The following is a 21,002-nucleotide window of genomic DNA, read 5'->3' as shown; positions in this document are numbered from 1 at the left end:
TTATGCTTTTTTATGAATGATCTCTCCAGTAACTGTAGTTGTCTTTTTGACCATATTGTAGATAGTTCCAAATTTTTCAAGATTTCTTTTTAAGAGCGCAAGATTGATCTTATCGTCTCGGCTAATAAGAATTACCTGATATACAATATTTTCTAGCCTCGCGGGCTTGGTAAAATGGGTTGCTGTTACTTCAATAGTGGCCTGGTCATACTGAAATTTCATCATTCCTGAAAAACGTTCAATATTTTTTAGGATACAAGCCGCTAGTGAGCTTAAGTATATGTCTGCCGGACTCGAGAGAATAGCTTGAGTTTCACTCGTTATTCCGAAGGGAACCTCTACTTTTTTTAAATGTATTGTTCCTTCTTTTTCTGAAAAAGATGTTGCCTTGATCGAATAATCCATTGTTATTTATAATAAAGTGTGAAGTGCAATATCGATCATGGTCGAAAAACTAGTCTCACGATCATCTGCTGAAGTGGCTTCTTTGGTCACCAGTGAATCTGAGATCGTTAATATTGCTAAGGCTTTTACATTGTGCTTGGCAGCTATTGTGTACAAACCTGCAGCTTCCATTTCAACGCAAAGTATGCCAAAAGCGGCCCATTTCTTATAACTGTCCAGATCATCTTCATAAAATTCGTCACTTGACAAAACATTACCAGCTTTTATTGAAATATTGTGTTGCTCTGCATATTTAGCTGCTTTTAGAAATAATTCAAAATTGGCAGTTGGAGAATAATCGGAATTAATAAATCGCGAATTATTAATTCCTGAAGTAGACGAAGCGGCCATGGCAATCACAATATCGCGAAGTTTAATGTCTTTGTGATAAGAACCTGCACTTCCTACCCGAATAAGGTTTTTAACTCCGTAATCATTGATCAATTCATGGCAATATATAAGTGCCGAAGGAATACCCATTCCTGTTCCTTGAACCGATATAGGCACACCTTTAAACGTTCCGGTATATCCAAGCATTCCGCGTACATCATTGTATAATTTAGGATTGTCTAAAAAATTCTCTGCGATCCATTTGGCACGCATCGGATCGCCTGGTAATAATACATTTTCGGCAATTTCTCCTTTTTTGGCTTCTATATGTGTGCTCATTTGGTGTGGTTTTCTGGGTCGTAAACCATGGCAACTCCATTTGAGGTGCCAATTCGTGTAGCACCCGCCTGAATAAATGCAATGGCTTGTTTTGCCGTTTTAATTCCGCCAGAGGCTTTAATCCCCATTTTGTCTTTTACTTTTTTATGAATCAGTCTTACATCTTTTAAGAGCGCTCCTTTTTTGCCAAATCCGGTGGAAGTTTTGATGAAATCGGCTCCTGCGATACGTGCAATTTCGCAGACTAGTTCAATTTCCGTAGCATCAAGATAACAAGTTTCTATAATCACCTTAAGCTTTCGGCGACCTATCGTTTTTTTAATGGCTCTAATTTCTTCACTAACAGATTTAGTGAGTTGTGATTTTAAGAAGCCCAAGTTTATAACCATATCAATTTCATCTGCACCTTCTTTAACCGCCTGTCTTGCTTCCTGTATTTTTGCTTTTGTAGAAGTTGCTCCCAAAGGAAATCCAACGGTCGCGATCACCTTGGCTGGGTGGTTTTTTAGTTCATTTACAGCCAAATATACGTAACAGCTATTTACACAAACTCCATAAAAGTCGTAGTGCTTCGCTTCATCACAAAGCTTGATAATATCATCTACGGAGGTAGTAGCCTTTAACTTTGTATGCTCAATATAGGTGTGCAGATTTGTCAAATTACTTCGAGTTTATAATAGTTATTAGGTCGTTTTTTGAGAGTACTCCCGATTGTCTCCAAACTTGCTTTCCACCCTTAAAAAGGATCATAGTGGGGACACCGCGAACTTGATATTCTGCAGAGAGAGGTTGGTTTTTGTCAACGTCGATCTTTACAATTTTTATGCTGTCGCCCAATGTTTCTTTTACTTGTTTTAATATTGGCGCCAAGGTCTTACATGGCCCGCACCATTCAGCAAAAAAGTCAACAAGCACTGGAGTTTCAGAACTTATTATGGTTTTAAAATTACTTTTCATTTTTCAAGAGTTGTGTTTTTAGTTTTGGTATTCCTTCTTTTTGTTGAAATACTATGGCTCTATTTTTTCAAATTTATAACTTGTAAGTGCGTAAAACAACCATCCGAAGCAGATTAGGAACATCAATCGCTGAAAGAGTCCAACATATTCTGGAAAGCTAAATTGAAGAATTGATAATACAATGGTCAATCCCAAGACTATAGCTGTCTGTATTTTAGGCGTTTTTCCTATATTTTTAGTGAAAATACTTAAACATAGTACTATAAACCCAAAACCTGATAACACAGAAAATAGCGAATGTAAGGCATCGTGTGTGTAGTTATAATGTATTAAACTATTGAAACCTGCTAATTGATATATGGCTGTCATTCCGAAGGAGATCCCAAAAAAATACAAGGCTATAAAGGGTATCCAATGACGTTTTAAAATATAAGAGCCATAAATAAGCGTAGCCAGGCTCATAGCAGCAAATGAGATATTTATGATCCAGTTTTCGCTCGTTTGTTGTGCCCCTAACTCGCTTAAAGAATTTCCGATAAGGGTCATGTTAGTATCGCTGAAAAGAGTAGCGGTTAAGGCAACTGTGATCAACAATATGTAAGCTAAAACATATATGGAAGCGTATAGTCTCATTTTATATTATGAGCGGATTCTCGCTATATCGTTTAAGAATTGGCAGTAAGCGTTTTAGAGGAATTTCCACGGAAAAGGTTCCTGTATATGACGGACAAATAACACAATCGTCGAAGTAATATTCTACTTGCAGATCGTTGATCACAAAATTGTCTTTGTATTCAAAGAAATCGTCAAATTCAATTTCCCAACAATCAAAATAAATATCACCTCGCTGCATTTTTTCGGAAAGTACTTCATTAAGAATCTCTGTCATTTCTTCTTCACTGCCTTCATTGAAAAAGTCTTCGTAATTCATAAATACAGAACGTTCTAAATCAAAATTGAGACAATCAAAAGTGTAGGAGGGGTGCAAGGTTCCGGAATAATAATTTTCTTTATAGAATAACACGCTAATTAGCTTCTCGTTGAGATTATAGACCTTATAATCTACAAAGCGTTTTTCTTTAAACCTGTTAATTCGGAGCGTATCACAAATGGTTTCTTTATCCTCTAAGATGCTTGATTCAACTCCTGCAAGATCCATATAGGTTTCTTCTAAATACTCGTTAAAATTATGATACGAGGGTTTTAAACTTTCGTTTAAATACGGATAGGTAAAATCAATCAAGTAAAGATCTTCGTCCTTTTTAAAGGTTTTTTGAATCACTAATGCTTTTAATTCTACCTTATCATCCTTTTTGTCTATAAGATTTTGCCGCTTAATCACTACAGATTTAGTTTTGTTTAATTCTGTATCATTATTAGTGTAGATAGAATCAAATGGTAGCACATCTTCAAAGGATTCTTCACTTTTGATAACCGACTCATTATCTATAGGTTTTGTTGTATCGGTATTTGCTTTTTCGTCTTTGCAAGAAAACAACAGAAAAACAATTAGGGGTAATAGAATGTATCTCATAGTTGAGGTTTTATTTTTTATTTAAAAGCAGTTCAAGCTTAGTAAGCATGATAAGTTCACTTTTATTTGCAGCTCGAAAAGCAAAAGCGATCTTCTTAGCGGTTTGAAGAATAAGATCTTTTCTTTTTTCTGAAAAAAGATTTTTATGCTCTTTATAGTAATCAACGAAACTTTCATAACAATCATTGCCATCCATACGTTCGTAATCGAACCATTCGAAAACAATTGAGATCTGATAAGCGGCGTCGGTTTTAAAATCATCTTCGTAGTCGTCCATGACTTTCCACTCTTCTTCTACAAGTTTTGTGAGTGCTTTATATTCAGCTTCTCGAACGATCTTATCTGATGCTGCAATAGCATAAAAAAGTTCTCCAAGTTTTTGATAAAATAACAATTCTGGTGTATTTACTTTACTCATCACTTTTTGGTATTAATGAAGTAAAAATACCTTCAGAAAATGAGTTGGACTATGATATTTATCAGTTCCATAATTCCGTATCTTTATACAATGGAAGTTTTCAAAAAAGGAAGTAACGTCTTTAGAATTCTTTCTGAAGCTGTTTCAGAAGGAATTATCATTGTTAATAAAGAACAAGTGATTGTTGGAACGAACACTTCTGCCAACGAGATGTTTGGTTATAAAGAGAAGGAATTGATCGGACAGCATCTCGATATACTTATTCCGAAGACATATCACCATAATCATCACAAACACGTGAGTGATTTTATGAGTAAGAGTGGAAAGCGGCAAATGGGTCATGGCCGCGATCTTTTTGGTCTTTGCAAAGACGGCACTCAATTTCCAGTAGAGGCAGGGCTAAACCCATTTACAGTGTATGAAACTGATTATGTCATGGCCCTAATTATTGATATTTCAGTAAGAAAAGAAGCCGAACAAGAACTAAAACATTGGGCTAATATATTTAATGAGTCGCTTAATGAAATTTATATCTTCGATGCAAAAACGCTGCAATTTATTGATGTAAACAAAGGCGCCCTGGCAAACATAGGGTATGAATTAGATGAGCTTAGAACAATGACACCGGTTCATATTAAACCCAATTTAAGCAAAGAGCAATTTCTAAATCAAATAGAACCTTTGCTTAAGAACGTTACAGATAAGCTTATATTTAATACTGTTCATGAACGTAAAAATGGTACGACCTATCCGGTAGAAGTACATCTTCAGAAATCTGTTGCTGGAGATAAGAATACGTTAGTTGCCATAATTTTAGATATTACAGAGCAAGAGAAATATACCCAAAAGCTTGAAAAAACGGTTACAGAAAGAACAAGGCAATTGGAAGAAGCTTTAAATAAAGAAAAGGAACTAGGCGAATTAAAAACGAAGTTTCTTTCGCTGGTCTCTCACGAATTTAAAACTCCATTAAGTGGAATAATGACATCTGCCACACTCGCTGGAAAATACCCAAAAGAGGAGGATCATACAAAGCGGGAAAAACATTTAAAGACCATAAAAGGCAAAGTAAAATATCTCAATCATATTATAAACGACTTCTTATCTATTGAACGCTTAGAAAGTGGCAAGGTAAATTATATGTTTACCCACTTTCCTTTAAGTAAGGTGGTGAATGAAGTTATCTACGATGCTAATATGTTACTTAAGGAAGGACAGCACATAGAATATCCTGAAAGAATTGATGCTATCTTTATTGATTTTGATGAAAAAATACTTGAACTTATTTTAACCAACTTAGTCAACAATGCGATTAAATATTCTTCTGAAAATTCTACCATTCGTATAAAGGCCAAGGAAGAAAAGCATATTTTAGTTTTAATTGTTCAGGATGAAGGTATAGGTATCCCAAAAGAGGAGCAGAAATATATTTTTAATCGTTATTTTAGGGCAGAAAATGCACTGCTGGATCAAGGAACGGGTATAGGTCTTAATATTGTAAAAACACACTTGGAAAATTTGGGGGGTACTATTACCTTTAACAGCGAACAAAATATTGGGACCACATTTACTGTCACCATTCCATTAGGCCAAGAGAAAACACTATGAAAACCGTTCTTATAATTGAAGATGATACCGCTTTGCGCGAGAATACAGCCGAATTATTAGAGTTGGCAAATTATGCTGTGCTCACAGCTGCAAACGGTAGTATAGGTATTAAACTAGCTAAAAGTGCGTTGCCAGATATTGTTGTCTGCGATATCATGATGCCAGAAGTAGATGGATATGGTGTATTAGAGGCACTATCTTTGGAACCAACCACAACCCATATCCCTTTTATTTTCTTATCGGCACGTACAGAACATAAGGAAATACGAAAAGGAATGGATTTAGGTGCCGATGACTACCTAACCAAACCCTTTGAAGAAGAGGAGCTCTTAAGCGCATTAGCGAGTAGATTGGCAAAGGCAGAAATTCTATCGAATGCGATTCATGTAGCTACAGAAGAAAACGAGAATAACGAATCTATTCGCAATTTAAACGAATTAAAAAATCTATTTGATGATACAGGAGAAGTAAATTCCTTTCAAAAAGGTGAGATTATATATCATGAAGGGGCGCATTCTAATTACATTTATCTTATTCTTAAAGGGGTAGTAAAAAGTCATAAAATGGAAGAAAATGGCAAGGAACTAATTGTGGCACTCAATAGGCCTGATGAGTTTTTAGGGTTCACTTCGTTTTTAGATGCTATTCCGTATCAAGAAACCGCAACCGCAATTGAGGACGTCGCACTTGCTGGGTTGCGCAAGAGCGAATTAGTTAAAATTCTTGAAAATAATCAAAATGTTTCGCTAGAGATCATGAATGTGCTTACTAATACGGTTTCTCAAGTAAAAGATCAATTATTACAAATGGCGTATAGTTCGGTACGAAAAAAAACTGCTCAAACCATACTTCAATTTGCAGGTATTTTAAACAAACGCACAGAAGATGCCATTAAAATTTCGCGTAGCGATTTAGCCAGTGTAGCTGGGATCGCGACCGAAAGTCTTATACGAACGCTTTCAGAATTCAAAAAAAATGGTTTGATTGAAATAGAAGGCAGAAATATTAAGATCCTACAATTAAAAGCTTTGGAAGAAGTTGAATAAGCGTCAAACTGATTTATATCATAGAATACCAGTAAACCTCTAGATACATTTGCTTGTATAAGAGTTACAATGCAGCGCGTATTAATACCTACCGATTTTTCTGAGAATGCCTGGAACGCTACAGCCTATGCAATGCGGTTTTTCCATGCTCAAAAGCTTACATTTCATTTTTTACATATAGCAGTCTCATTACAGACTTTTGAAGATTCAGAACTTCACAGTGCTGGTTTATCTGCGAGGGAAGGAATTTCTAAGGAGATAAAATTAAAAATGCACGATTGGGTCAAAAAAGTAAAAGTTAACTACCCAAATCCGAAACACACCTTTGAACAGTCCATCTTAGAGGCTCCATTTGTAGAAGGAGTACGCGTATATCTCATTAAAAACGATATTCAATTTATTGTGATGGGAACTAAAGGCGTTTCCGGATTAAAGGAGATGACCATAGGGAGTAAAACAGGAGCTATCATAACTCGCGTAAAATGCCCTATTTTGGTAGTTCCAGAGAAGGCACGTTTTAAGGAACTGCTCAACATAGGATTTCCTACAGATTTCAATTTGCTTTACAGAGATAAAATAATCAATACCTTACGTGAGATTGCCGAAATGCATAATTCCGCTATTAAAGTACTGCGTGTGGCCCAGACCCAAAAACCATTGGATAACTTTCAAAATAACAACCGAACCATCTTAAAGGAATACTTAAGTGAAATTCCTCACAGCTTTCATGTAATAGAGCATCCTAATTTAGAGAATGCTTTGCAATTATTTATTTCTACCATGCAAATAGATATGGTCGCCATGATAGCAAAGAATCTCAATTTTTTTGAACGCATTTTATTTAAACCAAAGGTTGCAAAAATAAGTTATCACGTACATATTCCCTTTTTGGTACTGCACGAATAAAAATTAATCTGCAATAGGCTTATCTTCATAAAAATCTTTAAATGTTTTAGTTGTGTAATACTCATCTTTAAGTACTCGATATACTGAAACAGCAAGAGCCGCCTGCCCTAAAACCATACTGTAAAAAACCCATCCAAAAGGAAGGTCTAACCCAGAGAAAACAACAGTTATTATTAAAATAATCGATGTGATTATTAAAATTGGAATGCCAGAATTTTTCATTTTTTAACTACAAGGTACACGTTGTTTCGCATTTTTACTTTTAAATATTTCTTAAATTTTTTCTGAAAAGGCCTGATATATATCATTTTTCTGCGACCGACTTACAATTACTTTTGAAAATAAAATTACTTGAAGATGAGAAAGATAGCGATCCCAACAGATTTTTCAGAGAATTCTTTTAATGCAGCGAAATATGCATTAGAAATGTTTAAATATTTTAAGTGCGAAATATTTATAACACATGCATATGCTGATGAGGTATACAGCAAAAAAATATCAATGCAGCGAGCCATTTTCGAAGATCTGAAAAAGGAAAATGAAAAAGAGGCGGATGCTAAACTTCAAAAATTTAAAACTCGTTTAATTGATCACTTTCACAACCCAAAGCATATTATTTTTACAAAGTCAACCTTTTGTGCCATTGTAGATTGTGTTAATGATCTCGTGGAGAAGGAAAATATCGATATAGTTGTTATGGGAACTAAAGGAGCTACAAACGACAAGGATGTTACTTTTGGGAGCAATACAGTACAAGTAATAAAGTATGTGAATTGTCCAGTTTTAGCCGTTCCTGAGAACTATCAAGAGATCCTGCCTAAAAAGATATTGTTTCCTTCAGATTATATGCTTCCCTATAAACAGCGGGAATTGAAATTAGTTGGAACGATGGCCGAAAGACTTACTGCTTCAATATTTTGTCTGCATTTGTCAAAATTTGACGAATTATCTAATAGACAGCAAGATAACAAGGCGCTTTTAGAATTCAGTTTTGCAAAAAATAAGATCACCTTTTTACAATTAGAAGGCGAAGATATTACAGCAGCAATTAATCAGTTTATCAAAGACAATGAAATAGATATGTTGGTAATGGTGAATTCTCGTCATTCGTATTTAGAGAATATTCTTTATACCTCTACTATAGAAAAAATAGGTTTAAATATACAAATTCCATTCTTGGTTCTTCAAAACTTACAACGCAACTAAACTTACTTATTATGAAACGTATTTTATTACCCACAGATTTTTCGGAAAATGCATTTAATGCTATTAAATATGCTGTTCAATTATTTAAGCAAGATACTTGTGAATTTTTCCTATTACATACATACACACCCGTTCTGGTAAGTTCGGGCAGTATGATAGATAGTTATTCGGCTCTAACTTTACAGAAAATTGCACAAGAAACTGCTGAGAACAAGTTAGAAACTTTAGAAAAAAGAATACACAGTGAGTTTCCAAACAAGAATCATAGCTTTGTCTCTACAGCATCTTTTAATATGTTGATCGCTGAAATGAAGAACTTAATAACCGACAATAATATTGACTTTGTGATCATGGGGACTCAAGGAGCTACAGGAGCCAAAGAAGTTTTTCTAGGTACGCAAACAATGTACGCTATCAAAAAGATGAAGTGCCCAGTATTAGCGGTTCCCTCTAATTTTCATTATGAGACGCCCAAAGAAATATTATTTCCCACAGACTACAACGTCGATAGAAAAAACAAATATCTTGCATTGTTGCGTGACATATGTGACGCAAATGTTTCAAGATTGCATATTCTCAATGCTTATCATGAATCGCCGTTAAGTGAGGCACAACTAGATACCAAGGCGTTTTTAGATGCCTATTTTATAGACAACGCACATCTTTTTCATATTGCAACAGATGTCGATATAGTTGAAGCTGTTGCTCAATTTCAGATTAATGCCAAAATTAACTTCTTAGTAATGATCCATAACAAACATAATCTGTTGGAAAACCTGCTCTTCAGACCAGTTATCAATCAAATTGTATATCATACTAATGTTCCATTTTTGGTGATTCCTTCCGTAGAAAGACAATAAAAAGAGTAAGAGATATGAAAACTATTATTGTACCTACAGACTTCTCTAAAAATGCGTATAAAGCACTTTATTGTGCCACACAATTATTTGCTGAAGGACCCTGTAAGTTTATAATTTTACACTCCTTCGAAAATCAAGTAACCAACCTTACAAGTAGAATTGATATTGGCAAAACAGAAGCTATTGTAGAGGAATTATATACTACCAGCGACGCAAAATGTGATAAACTTATAGAAAAGATAAATTTAAACGCCCCAAATGAAAATCATCATTATACAGCCACAGTTACTTCTTTGTCACTGTCTAGCGCCATCAATAAGCTGATTGTAAAAGAACAAGCTCACTTTGTGGTTATGGGGAGTAAAGGAAATACTGGATCAAGTGATATTTTGGTTGGAAGTAATGCGCTTTCAATGATACAGAAGATAAAAAAGGCGCCATTGTTACTTATTCCTGGAGGCTATATTTATAAACCCATTCAAAATATTGCTTTCGCTACGGGCTTTAAGCGAGCCTATTTAAAAAGTGAGCTAAGACCTTTGATCTATATTTCATCTTTGAATAATGCTACCATAAAGGTTTTGCATGTCTATAAAAGAGAAAAAATGACCGAAGACCAGCGAGCCAATTTCCATGACCTTTTTAATATTTTAAGAGATAGCGACCCCGAGAGTAATTGGTTGCCAGATGATTCAGATAATTACGATGCAATAAATACTTTTCTCAATAACGAAAAAATCAATTTGCTGGCAATGATCTATTATAAGCACAATGCAATTGTACGATTGTTTAGAGAGGCTACCGTTAAAAATATTGCCAAATACAGTAAGATTCCCTTTTTGATTTTACCGTCACGCGACTGATATTTATCATTGTTAGTTGCACACATGTGGATTACTTTTAACATACATCAACTTATAAAGTAATCAAAATGAAAAAGAAGATACTCTTACCAACAGACTTTTCTAAAAGCGCGTGGGATGCGCTTAGATACGCCAGTGAATTGTATAAACATGAAGAAGTAGATTTTTTTCTGCTGAACGCATTTATGGTGCAAAATTATTCTATTGACAATATGATGATCCCAGAGCCAGGTGAAAAATACTACGACGATGCAAAATCTAATTCGGAACTCGGCTTACAAAAACTACTAAAACGGATCGAAATTCTCATGGTTCCTAGTAACCACAGCTATTTTACAAAAACAGTTTACGGACTTCCTTTAGATGCGGTCAAAACTTTTGTTGAAGATAAAGATATTGATCTGGTTGTAGTTAGTAATAAAGGAGAAACAGATGCTATCGATATTCTCATAGGAAGCAATACCATTGATTTTATGGAAAAGGTACGTAACTGTCCTGTCTTTATGATCCCTTCAGAAACAACCTTTAAGGAACCCAACGAAATTGTATTTCCAACAAGCTTTAAAACACATTTTAAACGCAAAGAGCTGATTCACTTATATGAAATTGCTAAAATAACCAACGCGCCAATCCGCATTCTGCACGTAGGGAAGGAAGAAGCACTTTCTACAATTCAAAAGGAGAAAAGAGAACTTTTGGAAGAGTGTTTTGACGGACTTATATATACTTTTCATTTCCAAGAGGATACGAATGTACAAGCCGGATTGAACGCTTTTATTGAAAGCCGAAATAGCGAAATGATTGCTTTTATAAATAAAAAGCACGGCTTTTTTAGTTCCATATTTTCAAATCCGATGGTTAAGAACCTAGGGAATAATGCCAAAGTACCAGTTCTTGCCTTACACGATTTACGTAACTAAAACTATGAATGATAAAACGTTTAAAGTAATCAAATCGTCAGGAGAAAAAGTTGATTTTTCTATTTCAAAGTTAAGAAACAGCTTATATAGAAGCGGCGCCGATGAATTAACGGTCGATAACATTCTAAATGTGGTTCGTGACGAATTATACCAAGGTATTTCAACCAAGGAAATTTATAATCGAGCATTTGCCTTACTAAAAAAAAGCAAATCAATTTATGCTTCCAAATACAAACTAAAAAAAGCGATCTATGAATTGGGGCCAACCGGTTTTCCTTTTGAAAAATTTATTGGAGCCCTAATGGAATACTCAGGATTCAAGGTAGAAGTTGGAAAAGTCGTTCAAGGAAAATGTGTTGCTCATGAGATTGATGTTATGGCTGTTAAAAACGGACAGCACATAATGGCAGAATGTAAGTTTCACAATGAAAAAACCACAACCTGTAATGTAAAAGTACCCTTGTATATCAACTCAAGGTACAACGACGTGGTGACCCAGTATAAAAATTCACCGAATTGCCCAAATGAAGGCTGGGTTGTTACCAATACGCGTTTTACTACAGATGCAATTACCTACGGAAAATGTGTAGGACTGTTTCTGTTAAGTTGGGATTATCCCAAAGACAACGGACTTAAAGATCGTATTGACCGATTAGGATTGTATCCCATCACTGTTTCAACCCTGCTTACAAATAGAGAAAAGCAATTTTTATTGAGTCGGGACATTGTGCTCTGCCGCCAATTATTGCAAGATGTATTTTATCTAGATCATTTGGGTATTTCTGAAGTCAGAAAACCAAAGATCCTTTCCGAAATTTCAATGCTTTGTAATCCTCAACATCATGAATAAAATAAAAATCCATTTTTTAGGAGCTTCCGGAACGGTAACAGGTTCTAAGTTCTTATTGGAAACCCCTGAACATAACCTTCTTATTGACTGCGGAATGTTTCAAGGCTTAAAAGAGCTTAGAGAACAAAACTGGAAGGAATTGCCCTTTCATGTTGCAAGTATAGACACGGTCTTGTTAACACATGGCCACTTAGATCATACAGGTTATTTGCCACGATTAGTAAAACAGGGTTTTAGAGGGAGTATTATTGGTACAGCTCCAACCTTAGAGATCACCAAGATCATTTTGTTAGATAGTGCTAAAATTAACGAAGAAGACGCAAAACGAGCCAATGAAGAAAGCTATAGTAAGCACCATCCTGCGCTTCCATTCTATACTATTGAGGATGCAGAAAGAACTATTAAAATGTTTGCTCCAAGTGAAAAAGATCAATGGCATACACTAACCGAAAATATTAAATATCGCTTTAGATATAACGGCCATATCATAGGAGCCACCTTTATCGAGCTAGAGATCTTTGGTAAGACCTTTGTTTTTTCTGGGGATATTGGGCGACATGATGATTTGCTGTTATTTCCACCAGAGCGACCTCAGTGGGCAGATTATTTATTTATGGAAAGCACGTATGGAAATAAGCTGCATCCACAGGAAAGTGTGTCTGATAAGCTAGTTGAGCTTATAAACCGTACTGTACACAATCGAGGAAGTTTGATTATTCCATCATTTGCGGTAGAACGACTTCAAACTTTAATGTTTATTCTTTGGAAATTGTACAATGAGCGCCGTATTCCAAAACTCCCAATATTTATTGATAGTCCTATGGGGAATAACGTATTAGGCGTTTTTGAACGATTTGCATCATGGCATAAAATTCCGCTAGCTGAATTTAGCGCGATGAAACAACGTATGAATATTATTAGTTCGTATAAAGAAACATGGGAAACAATAGACGACCCACGTCCCAAAATAGTGATTGCGGGTAGCGGAATGATAACAGGAGGGAGAGTACTTACGTATTTAAAGCAGTTAATTGATGAGCCAACAACAACGGTTTTGTTGGTTGGTTTTCAAGCCGAAGGAACCCGCGGGCGGCAATTGCTGGAAGGCGCACATGAACTAAAGTTCTTTGGTAGATATTATCCCGTAAAAGCTCAGGTAGATCATTTAGAAAGCCTTTCGGCACATGCCGATCAAGCTGGAATTTTAGATTGGTTAAGTGAAATAAAAAATATTCCTGAAAACACCTTTTTGATACACGGTGAGCCAACAGCTTTACAAACGCTTAGAGTTAAAATCCAAGACAGTTTTTCATGGCATGTTACTATTCCTAAACTAAATGAAGTTGTCGAAATAACTTTATAAAGCTCATAGCTATTAGGTCGTTTATACACTCAGTTTGTATAAACTTCGGAAATAGAATTACAGCCACAAACTGAGCGTTCCATTTAGCAATAGAAACTGATATTTATCATTTCTTATTTGCTGAATGTCAGTTAATTTCACACTCTTAAGAATGTCTAATTTTTAATTTTAAGGCAGCGTGTCACTTTTAAAGACGAACGCTACCTTTCATAAATAAATCTACTATGAAAACTACAACCCATTTCACGTATATTGAATGGCGTGACCCGAAGGGACTTCACGAAGATACAATGAGATCACTTTCAGATCTGAAGTTTTTAAAGGATGAGCTTCAGTTTTTAACAGACTTGGTAGCCGAGCATACACTAGAACTTATCTCCGGAAAATCTTCCGAAGAAAGTAAGACGATTTTTAATCAACTAACTGGTCATACTAAAAGGTTAAAGAAATTACTTAAAGAATTAGAGGCTCATAGTAATAAGCTTCAAATATTGTTAGACAATAAAGAGGTTCCGGGAGAAGTGAAAATGTACAAGGATGAACATTACAAAATTATTTTGGAAGAAATGGATTTTCATTCAGATGTTAAAAAGACAAAGCGAGCCATTTTTGAAATGCTTTCAGAAATAATGAAAAAGAGTAAACAAAAAAAACTTTCCTGATCAGGATCAGCTCAACATGAAAAATATAACCTATAAAATAATACAGTGGAGCACACCAGAAGAATTGCACGAGGAGTGTGTGCTTTGGTTGTCTCAATTAGAATTTATAAGAGATGAGCAACTTTTCTTGAACGAACTCATTACAGATTATACTATTCCTTTGATCGCATCAAAGGTTTATGATACTTCGCTGCCTATAGTTAGTAGTTTGTTAAAAGAAGAGAAGAGTCTAAAGGATCTAATAGACCGTGTTAAAGACCATCGCAATATGGTAGAAAAACTATTTGACACTCAAAGTGATCCAAGAATAAAAAAGGCCTACGAAGAGGCTCATTACTACCTCAAATTAGATGTAAATCGTTATACTAGTGCATATCGAGAAACGAAGACATCACTTTTTGATGAATTAAAGAAAATAATGAAAAATAAGCATCCAGAAAGGCTAGCCAAGTAAATGGTACCTATTAACAAAAGCAACCTTATGAAAAATTCTATTGTATTTAGTTCCGTTCTATTACTCTCTATCCTCATGCTGGGATGTGGGACTACAAAGATAACACAACAGTATAAAAACCCGGATACGATCAATTTTGAAGCCAATAAGGTGCTAGTAGTTGGTATCTCTGGAAATAAAGAAGTTCGTCGATCCTATGAAAAGCGAATGATAGATGCCTTAGAGAAGGAAGACGTTATTGCTGTAAAAAGTATGGATTTTTTCGAATCGGCATTTTCTAATAATAAACAATCTCTAGAAGACCTTAACGGAATTGAGAATAGATTACTCGAAGCGGGATTTGATGCCATTCTCGTAACAAAGATTACCGATCAAGAAAGTAGAGTCACTATGGTAGATGCATACCGAAATTTCGCGAAGAGCTATCAAACATTTGAAGATTACTACTATGGAAATCAGCATCTGTATTTTAAAGAAGGGAAGGAACAATACCAAGTATACACTACAGAAACTTCTCTTTATTGCATTTGCCCAGGAAAAGAACGAGAATTGCTATGGCGCGGAGAAATAGAAGTCGTAGATGCAGATAAAATAAACAGGAACATCAATAGTTATATCTCTGTATTATTCAAAACCTTAAAAGAAAATAAATTACTATTACTCGAATAATGAAGGTATTTATCTATAGCGCAAAACCATTTGAAATTCCATTACTAAAAGCATCAAATTCTGGAAAACACAAACTAGAATTCACCAAAGAAAGACTCACCTCGGAAACAGCGATGCTGGCATTGAATTATGATGCCATATCAATTTTTTCTGCTGATGATGCCTCTCCTATCGTATTAGAAAAGTTACGTGACTTTGGAGTTCGGTATATCACATTGCGTTCTGCTGGTCATGATAATATTAATTTAAAGGTAGCACGTAAGTTAAAACTTAAAGTGGCTAACACACCAAGATATTCTCCGAATGCGGTGGCTGAGCATGCCATGGCGTTATTTCTTTCATTCAATAGACATATCACTACAGCACAAATTCAGATTCTTCAACATAATTTTTTGCTAGACAATTTAATTGGCTTCGATTTACACAAAAAAACAGTTGGAGTTCTAGGTACGGGCAACATAGGAACTGAACTTGTAAAAATGCTGCATGGTTTTGGATGTACTATTTTAGCTAATGATACAATCAGTAATGAAATTTTGATCAAGGATTTTAACGTAGAGTATATTTCAAAAGACTCAATTGCTATGGAAGCCGAAGTCATTTTTATTTGCTTGCCACTTACAGCGACTACACACCATCTCTTCGATGAGGATTATTTGAGTTCTCTTAAAAAAAATCCTGTGATCGTAAATGTAGCGAGGGGAGCAATCGTTAAAACAGATGCAATTTTAAAAGCATTAGATAAGAATCTCGTTAGCGGTTATGCCACGGACGTATATGAACATGAGCATGGTATTTTCTTTTACGACCGTTCTACAGATCCACCAAAGGATCCTATTCTTCACGAACTTTTATGTCATAATAAGACTTTAGTGACCCCGCACCAAGCCTTTGCAACCAAAGAAGCTTTAGAAAATATTGCTATGGCAACTTTCGAAAATTTAAATGCCTGGGATAGTGGAAAACATGCTATAAACGAGCTGTCTTAATTATTTTTCACTTATCTTTTAAGTAATAGGAGGGGAACCTTTGTTCCGTAGAGCATTGCAGAAGTGTCAGAGCCAAAAAAGAGCCGCTCTAAAAGTGTTTTGTTTTCAACGAAAATCGCATTTAGATCAACATTCAGTAACTGAGTAGCTGTATTGATGGCAGTCCAGCCTGCAAGCTGATCAAGTGAATAATACGTATACGGAATATCTTTAAAAAGCGTACTCAGGTTGGTGTTTTCTTTCTGATCTTTCAAAGCTGTTTTATTTTCATCAAGTTCAACAATTTTTAGAACTGCTTGATGCATCGATATCACGTCTTTTAGTGGTTTTACTTCTTGTTCGCTAAAATCTTCAGAGTTTTGATTGCAAAACATAGCGGTGCTAATTTTTTTGAACTTATAATTTTCGGGAATGGCTAACATCGGACAATTACTTCCTCTAATTATCTGCAATGTATTACTGCCAAAAACAACCTCTTTGGCACTGGTTGCTCCATTAGTACCCATAATAATCAGGTCGATAGAATGAAATTTTACGGCTTGATCTACTGCAGCAACAAAATCGTCATAATCAAACAAGCCCTGAAAAGTGTAAGATTGGGTCTTATACTTTTTACTTAATTTTTTGACCAATTCATTGATCAATTTTTTATTATCGCTAGCGATACTTTCGTAAATTGAATCTGTTTTAGATCCTGCAACCAGATCATCACTGATATATTCTGAAATTTTTTGAACATTGAGGATGTAGAAATTACACTCCCAATTTTCGAAAAAGTGCATCGCATATTCAATGGCATTCATTGAATTGGCTGAAAAGTCTGTAGGTAAAAGGATATTCTTCATTTTTCTGAATTTTACAGTGCCAAAGTAAGATAGCCAAAAAGATTAAAAAATGACGGTTGTCATGGCCTTAAAATGTATAGATCTAACCAGAATATATAAAGCATATAGCTTTGTTCTTGGACGAAATAAGATTATTAAGGATTTTCTGAATTAAAAAAGCTTCGCGATTTCTCCCGAAGCTTTTACTGAACAAACAACTAACTACAAAATGAAATTTTTAATGCTGAATTTTGGGTTGGTACAGTTATATATTTTCTTTTTTCTCCCGAATAACCCGAAAGATCCAAAAAAATGAACCAGTAAAAACAACCAACATAGCGATCCCGAGAGAAAGTTTTTTAGGGGAATTAAAGCTGATAATATTGGTAGTTTCAGGTCGCAAAATGAACGCCTCATTGGTTACTTTTAAAGCAATTGTATGGTCATTTACATCATTCATCACAAAATGTTCTTTTTTAAAACCTTCCTTTGCTATGATAAGCGTACTCTGACTCTTATAAATATCTTTAAAAGCATTGTTCTTTATAACAGCCGAATGTATTTCCGAAGGTATTCCGAAGACTTCAAAAACAACTTTTGTTTCATGACCTAATTTTACCACTCCGTCACCAAAGGATGCAATCTGCAATCCATTGATTTGTAATTCCAAATTCTTTTTGACATAGGCCAAAACCATTGCTTGAAATTCTTCAGGTGTTTTATACGGGGTTTCAGAAAAGTGAGTCTTTATTTCATACTGAAAGGCAGTTAAAGAAGCGCTAACCTGTAATACCCAAGTATTGTTTTCTTTCTCTACGAACATAGTGGTTGAGACATCGGGTTGGTGCGCGAATACCTTCGCAGATACGGTCAAGATGGTTAAAAACAAAAAAAGATTTTTCATGATAAACTATTTTTAAAGTTGACCTATCGCAGCTCTATTCGGCATAGGCCCCATATAGGCAATTGATAAAATTGTTAGTACCTGCATTATCCACATGATAGTGATACCCTCTGGTTTCATCGGTATGCCCTCTACAGTCGTCAAGATCTGTCGCTTCATTACCGTTGGTATCGAGTTCTGCATATAAGCCATGGCCGTCAATTGCATAACCGATCATCGCAGCATGCCCATCGGTTTGTGCTAATTGCGTACTTCCCCCAGTTGCCGCATGATAGTGGTAGCCAGCGTTTAAATTGATATGCCCACCCGCATCGTCAAAAGGAGCTAAGGTATACGCACTTAGAATTACATCTGTGGGTGCCGGAGCATCAAACCGGACGCCATTAAAGGCAAGACCTCTTACTGAGGGACCATTTCCTTGTCCTGGAGGACCAAAACCGCCAAAATCTGTTGAGGTTGATTGTTTTACAGGAGTAATGGGTATTAGATATGTTTGAGTTAAACCAGTTACATAAGATGGCAGGCATTCTACACAAAAATTTTCATACTCTTCACCTACATCTGGATTTGCTGCATTGGCACAATCTTCTTCCGTATCGGTGGTGTAGATATCACCATTGGCATCATACATAAGCCAAGTATTATCATTGTAAAAGCTTGCCATATTTTCGATAAAGGCGCCATCAACATCATATACTTGTCCGTTTTCTAACCAAATACCTCCAGCTTCTGCACCATCGGTAATATTGTCTGGGCACCAAGGCCCCATCTCATGATCGGCAGGGGTGCTTGTAGCTACAATTTGGTAACAATTGGTGGTTGTTTCGTCTGAAAGTGTGCATGGAACAGTAGTAATAATAACCGATCCGTCATTTGTATAGAAGAGGGACGCATCTACGTTTACCACAACATCATCTGTAGTTTCATCATCTGTGCTAGAACTGTTATCACTTGAGCATGATGTACAGCTTGTTAAGGCGGCAACGATCATCGCAATGGCAAGGATCGGTATTTTTATAAAACTTGATTTCATAGAATGTTGTTTTAACTGATTATTTGTTCGCGCGTTTTTCTCTGCCTTTTGGTTTAGGAGCTTTCTTCAATTCTGCTTCGGAAATAAAACCATCTTCGTCCGCATCGATCTTGGCAAAGTCATCTTTTAAAGGTCCTTTTACTTCATCTGCGGAAAGTTTTCCATCTTCATTAGCATCCATCTCTTTCAACAACTCCTTGTATGTTGGTGGCTTTTTAGGGCGTTCACCTTTTTCTTGTGCATTTGAAAAGGTAATTCCGAAGCAAACAAGAGTTACAGTAAGTAGAGCGGTTTTTAAATTTATATTTTTCATAGTATTATTTTTTAAATTCATTATTTATAAGATCAAATATCCAGTTTAAATAGACACCAAAAATGAGTTTTCAGCCAACAAGTCTTACTTTTCAGTGAGTTGAGTTAATAGTTCATTAAAGCGTTTTTTAGTAGATTCTTTAGGAGGCCCCATTTTTTAGATTGTGCTTAAAATAAAGGGTACAAAAGGGCTATTTAGACATTTTGGAAAAGCAATTTTATCATTACTTTTCCAATTGTAATGTCTTTACATCTGTGATCAATTGCATTATGGAAGCTCGGTTCAATCCATTATAGATCCCTCGAATATGTTTGTTTTTGTCAATCAGTAAAAAGTTTTCGGTATGCAGAAAATCGTCCATACTTTTAGGTTCTCCCAAGTCATTTTCAACGAAATACGAATCTCTACCCAGCTTATATATTTGTTCTTTATCACCAGTAACTAGATGCCATTTATTATCAATAACATCATGAATTTCAGCATACTCTTTTAAAACGGGCACTGAATCTGACGATGGCATCACGGAATGCGAAAGCAAAAGCACGTCCGAGTCATTTTTAAATTCTTGCTGTAATTTTGACATATTATCGGTCATCTGCGGACAAATACCGGGGCAGATTGTAAAGAAGAAATCGGTTATATAGATTTTATCCTGAAATGTTTGTTGGGTAACGGTTTCTCCTAACTGATTTGTTAGTTTAAAATCAGGGATTTTATGAAAATCTTGTTCCTCCTTAGAGCCTGGAGTCAACCAGATTGGTGTAAAAGATTCTTCCTTATAATAGGGGAGGTAATCAGTTCTGCTCGTTTCAACAACAGTCTTATTTTCCTTTTTAGACGTATTATCACAACCCGTACCAAATACAAGCAGTAGACATACTATAAGGCTATAATTTTTTATTTCTAATAACTTTTTCATTTTTTAATTCATAGCACGAATTTGCTTTGCGCATACCAAAAATTCGTCCATTTTTGGCTTCGTAATTAATATATAAGGTTCCATTTTTTAACCAAGCCTTTTGCAACCCATTTTCCTTACCATCGATAAGTTGTCTTTGTTTTGCTAGTTGTCCTGTAGGATACCATTCCGTTTCTATACCTTGCTTGATACCATTTGTATAGTTGGTTTCCGCAGATAAAACACCATTTCCCCACCAGCTTTTATACACACTGTCTAAGCGGTTGTTCTTATAATAGGATTCTATACGAAGCACCCCATTTTCGGACCATTTTCTGGCAATACCTTCTCGTTTTCCTTTGTAGTACCCAATACGTTCTGCCAAAGTATCATTTGGGTAGAATCTCAAGGAATAACCAGAGTAAGGTTCATTTTTGTAGTACCATTCTCCTTCTATCTGATTCAAGACCAATTCTTCTTTTAATACCTCAGTATCTTCGATCACGATCGTTTCCTCTTTCTCAACTTTGTCATTCGCCACCAACGTTTTATTGCAACTAGCAAAAAGGACGAGCATAAGAGGTATTAAAAGAAGTGTTTTCATACAGTATA

Annotated in this window: 27 protein-coding genes; 13 read left to right on the top strand and 14 right to left on the bottom strand. The window is 35.5% G+C overall.

What is annotated here, in order from left to right; genetic code table 11:
• Genes ACY2RU_RS08815 through ACY2RU_RS08785 form a run of 7 tightly spaced genes read right to left on the bottom strand, consistent with a single transcriptional unit; the run spans nucleotide 1 to nucleotide 4,022 of the window.
• Nucleotides 1–405 (bottom strand): OsmC family protein, encoded by a 405-nt coding sequence (locus ACY2RU_RS08815; RefSeq protein ID WP_490138074.1) that lies wholly within the window; start codon nucleotides 403–405, stop codon nucleotides 1–3.
• Between the two features lie 6 nt (nucleotides 406–411).
• Nucleotides 412–1,113 carry a purine-nucleoside phosphorylase gene (gene deoD, locus ACY2RU_RS08810; protein ID WP_490138073.1) on the bottom strand — a complete coding sequence of 234 codons (702 nt, stop codon included), beginning with the start codon at nucleotides 1,111–1,113 and terminating at the stop codon, nucleotides 412–414.
• Nucleotides 1,110–1,772 carry a deoxyribose-phosphate aldolase gene (gene deoC / locus ACY2RU_RS08805; RefSeq protein WP_490138072.1) on the bottom strand — a complete coding sequence of 221 codons (663 nt, stop codon included), beginning with the start codon at nucleotides 1,770–1,772 and terminating at the stop codon, nucleotides 1,110–1,112. The genes deoD and deoC overlap by 4 nt, the downstream gene beginning before the upstream one ends.
• A gap of 1 nt (nucleotide 1,773) precedes the next feature.
• The gene (gene trxA, locus ACY2RU_RS08800; RefSeq protein WP_490138071.1) at nucleotides 1,774–2,070 is read right to left on the bottom strand and encodes a thioredoxin; all 297 of its coding nucleotides are present in this window, start codon (nucleotides 2,068–2,070) and stop codon (nucleotides 1,774–1,776) included.
• Nucleotides 2,071–2,121: 51 nt separating this feature from the next.
• A complete protein-coding gene (locus ACY2RU_RS08795; RefSeq protein WP_490138070.1) occupies nucleotides 2,122–2,703 on the bottom strand; it encodes a DUF998 domain-containing protein in 582 nt (193 codons plus the stop codon).
• Between the two features lies 1 nt (nucleotide 2,704).
• On the bottom strand, nucleotides 2,705–3,604 hold the full coding sequence (locus tag ACY2RU_RS08790) for an RsiV family protein (protein ID WP_490138069.1): 900 nt from the start codon (nucleotides 3,602–3,604) through the stop codon (nucleotides 2,705–2,707).
• A gap of 10 nt (nucleotides 3,605–3,614) precedes the next feature.
• Nucleotides 3,615–4,022, bottom strand: coding sequence for a hypothetical protein (locus tag ACY2RU_RS08785; RefSeq protein WP_490138068.1), 408 nt, complete (start codon nucleotides 4,020–4,022; stop codon nucleotides 3,615–3,617).
• A gap of 90 nt (nucleotides 4,023–4,112) precedes the next feature.
• On the opposite strand from ACY2RU_RS08785, the gene ACY2RU_RS08780 reads away from it, so the two are divergent.
• From ACY2RU_RS08780 to ACY2RU_RS08770, 3 genes are all read left to right on the top strand, one after another.
• Nucleotides 4,113–5,630 carry a sensor histidine kinase gene (locus ACY2RU_RS08780; RefSeq protein WP_490138067.1) on the top strand — a complete coding sequence of 506 codons (1,518 nt, stop codon included), beginning with the start codon at nucleotides 4,113–4,115 and terminating at the stop codon, nucleotides 5,628–5,630.
• Nucleotides 5,627–6,676 (top strand): response regulator, encoded by a 1,050-nt coding sequence (locus ACY2RU_RS08775; RefSeq protein WP_490138066.1) that lies wholly within the window; start codon nucleotides 5,627–5,629, stop codon nucleotides 6,674–6,676. The genes ACY2RU_RS08780 and ACY2RU_RS08775 overlap by 4 nt, the downstream gene beginning before the upstream one ends.
• A gap of 69 nt (nucleotides 6,677–6,745) precedes the next feature.
• Nucleotides 6,746–7,582 (top strand): universal stress protein, encoded by an 837-nt coding sequence (locus ACY2RU_RS08770; RefSeq protein ID WP_490138065.1) that lies wholly within the window; start codon nucleotides 6,746–6,748, stop codon nucleotides 7,580–7,582.
• A 3-nt stretch (nucleotides 7,583–7,585) separates the two neighbouring features.
• On the opposite strand, the gene ACY2RU_RS08765 is transcribed toward ACY2RU_RS08770, so the two are convergent.
• Nucleotides 7,586–7,804, bottom strand: a complete 219-nt coding sequence (locus ACY2RU_RS08765) for a hypothetical protein (protein WP_490138064.1) — start codon at nucleotides 7,802–7,804, stop codon at nucleotides 7,586–7,588.
• Between the two features lie 135 nt (nucleotides 7,805–7,939).
• On the opposite strand from ACY2RU_RS08765, the gene ACY2RU_RS08760 reads away from it, so the two are divergent.
• The 10 genes from ACY2RU_RS08760 (at nucleotide 7,940) to ACY2RU_RS08715 (ending at nucleotide 16,418) form a co-directional block, all read left to right on the top strand.
• Nucleotides 7,940–8,788, top strand: coding sequence for a universal stress protein (locus tag ACY2RU_RS08760; protein WP_490138063.1), 849 nt, complete (start codon nucleotides 7,940–7,942; stop codon nucleotides 8,786–8,788).
• 11 nt (nucleotides 8,789–8,799) lie between these two features.
• Nucleotides 8,800–9,648 (top strand): universal stress protein, encoded by an 849-nt coding sequence (locus tag ACY2RU_RS08755; protein ID WP_490138062.1) that lies wholly within the window; start codon nucleotides 8,800–8,802, stop codon nucleotides 9,646–9,648.
• Nucleotides 9,649–9,662: 14 nt separating this feature from the next.
• Complete coding sequence (locus ACY2RU_RS08750; protein WP_490138061.1) at nucleotides 9,663–10,511, top strand: universal stress protein; 849 nt, start codon at nucleotides 9,663–9,665, stop codon at nucleotides 10,509–10,511.
• 68 nt (nucleotides 10,512–10,579) lie between these two features.
• Nucleotides 10,580–11,431, top strand: a complete 852-nt coding sequence (locus ACY2RU_RS08745) for a universal stress protein (protein ID WP_490138060.1) — start codon at nucleotides 10,580–10,582, stop codon at nucleotides 11,429–11,431.
• Between the two features lie 4 nt (nucleotides 11,432–11,435).
• The gene (locus ACY2RU_RS08740; protein WP_490138059.1) at nucleotides 11,436–12,281 is read left to right on the top strand and encodes an ATP cone domain-containing protein; all 846 of its coding nucleotides are present in this window, start codon (nucleotides 11,436–11,438) and stop codon (nucleotides 12,279–12,281) included.
• Nucleotides 12,274–13,644: an MBL fold metallo-hydrolase RNA specificity domain-containing protein gene (locus ACY2RU_RS08735; protein ID WP_490138058.1), complete on the top strand. Its 1,371-nt coding sequence runs from the start codon at nucleotides 12,274–12,276 to the stop codon at nucleotides 13,642–13,644. Before ACY2RU_RS08740 ends, ACY2RU_RS08735 begins: the two co-directional genes overlap by 8 nt.
• Before the next feature lie 224 nt (nucleotides 13,645–13,868).
• The gene (locus ACY2RU_RS08730; protein WP_490138057.1) at nucleotides 13,869–14,306 is read left to right on the top strand and encodes a hypothetical protein; all 438 of its coding nucleotides are present in this window, start codon (nucleotides 13,869–13,871) and stop codon (nucleotides 14,304–14,306) included.
• 16 nt (nucleotides 14,307–14,322) lie between these two features.
• Nucleotides 14,323–14,760, top strand: a complete 438-nt coding sequence (locus tag ACY2RU_RS08725) for a hypothetical protein (RefSeq protein ID WP_490138056.1) — start codon at nucleotides 14,323–14,325, stop codon at nucleotides 14,758–14,760.
• A gap of 27 nt (nucleotides 14,761–14,787) precedes the next feature.
• Nucleotides 14,788–15,429 carry a hypothetical protein gene (locus ACY2RU_RS08720; RefSeq protein ID WP_490138055.1) on the top strand — a complete coding sequence of 214 codons (642 nt, stop codon included), beginning with the start codon at nucleotides 14,788–14,790 and terminating at the stop codon, nucleotides 15,427–15,429.
• Nucleotides 15,429–16,418 carry an NAD(P)-dependent oxidoreductase gene (locus tag ACY2RU_RS08715; protein ID WP_490138054.1) on the top strand — a complete coding sequence of 330 codons (990 nt, stop codon included), beginning with the start codon at nucleotides 15,429–15,431 and terminating at the stop codon, nucleotides 16,416–16,418. The genes ACY2RU_RS08720 and ACY2RU_RS08715 overlap by 1 nt, the downstream gene beginning before the upstream one ends.
• Before the next feature lie 11 nt (nucleotides 16,419–16,429).
• Here ACY2RU_RS08715 and ACY2RU_RS08710 read toward each other — a convergent pair whose 3' ends face one another.
• The 6 genes from ACY2RU_RS08710 to ACY2RU_RS08685 form a co-directional block, all read right to left on the bottom strand.
• Nucleotides 16,430–17,263, bottom strand: a complete 834-nt coding sequence (locus tag ACY2RU_RS08710) for a universal stress protein (RefSeq protein WP_490138053.1) — start codon at nucleotides 17,261–17,263, stop codon at nucleotides 16,430–16,432.
• A 244-nt stretch (nucleotides 17,264–17,507) separates the two neighbouring features.
• Nucleotides 17,508–18,146 (bottom strand): hypothetical protein, encoded by a 639-nt coding sequence (locus ACY2RU_RS08705; protein WP_490138052.1) that lies wholly within the window; start codon nucleotides 18,144–18,146, stop codon nucleotides 17,508–17,510.
• A 34-nt stretch (nucleotides 18,147–18,180) separates the two neighbouring features.
• Complete coding sequence (locus ACY2RU_RS08700; protein ID WP_490138051.1) at nucleotides 18,181–19,179, bottom strand: YHYH protein; 999 nt, start codon at nucleotides 19,177–19,179, stop codon at nucleotides 18,181–18,183.
• A gap of 19 nt (nucleotides 19,180–19,198) precedes the next feature.
• Nucleotides 19,199–19,492: an EF-hand domain-containing protein gene (locus ACY2RU_RS08695; protein WP_490138050.1), complete on the bottom strand. Its 294-nt coding sequence runs from the start codon at nucleotides 19,490–19,492 to the stop codon at nucleotides 19,199–19,201.
• Nucleotides 19,493–19,715: 223 nt separating this feature from the next.
• Nucleotides 19,716–20,411 carry an SCO family protein gene (locus ACY2RU_RS08690; protein WP_490138049.1) on the bottom strand — a complete coding sequence of 232 codons (696 nt, stop codon included), beginning with the start codon at nucleotides 20,409–20,411 and terminating at the stop codon, nucleotides 19,716–19,718.
• Nucleotides 20,380–20,994, bottom strand: coding sequence for a toxin-antitoxin system YwqK family antitoxin (locus ACY2RU_RS08685; RefSeq protein WP_490138048.1), 615 nt, complete (start codon nucleotides 20,992–20,994; stop codon nucleotides 20,380–20,382). The genes ACY2RU_RS08690 and ACY2RU_RS08685 overlap by 32 nt, the downstream gene beginning before the upstream one ends.
• Nucleotides 20,995–21,002: the final 8 nt, after the last annotated feature.

The organism is Ulvibacter sp. 2305UL32-6, from assembly GCF_058148545.1.
The sequence above is the reverse complement of the archived record's forward strand: the minus strand, read 5'-3'. Positions and strand labels throughout refer to the sequence as shown.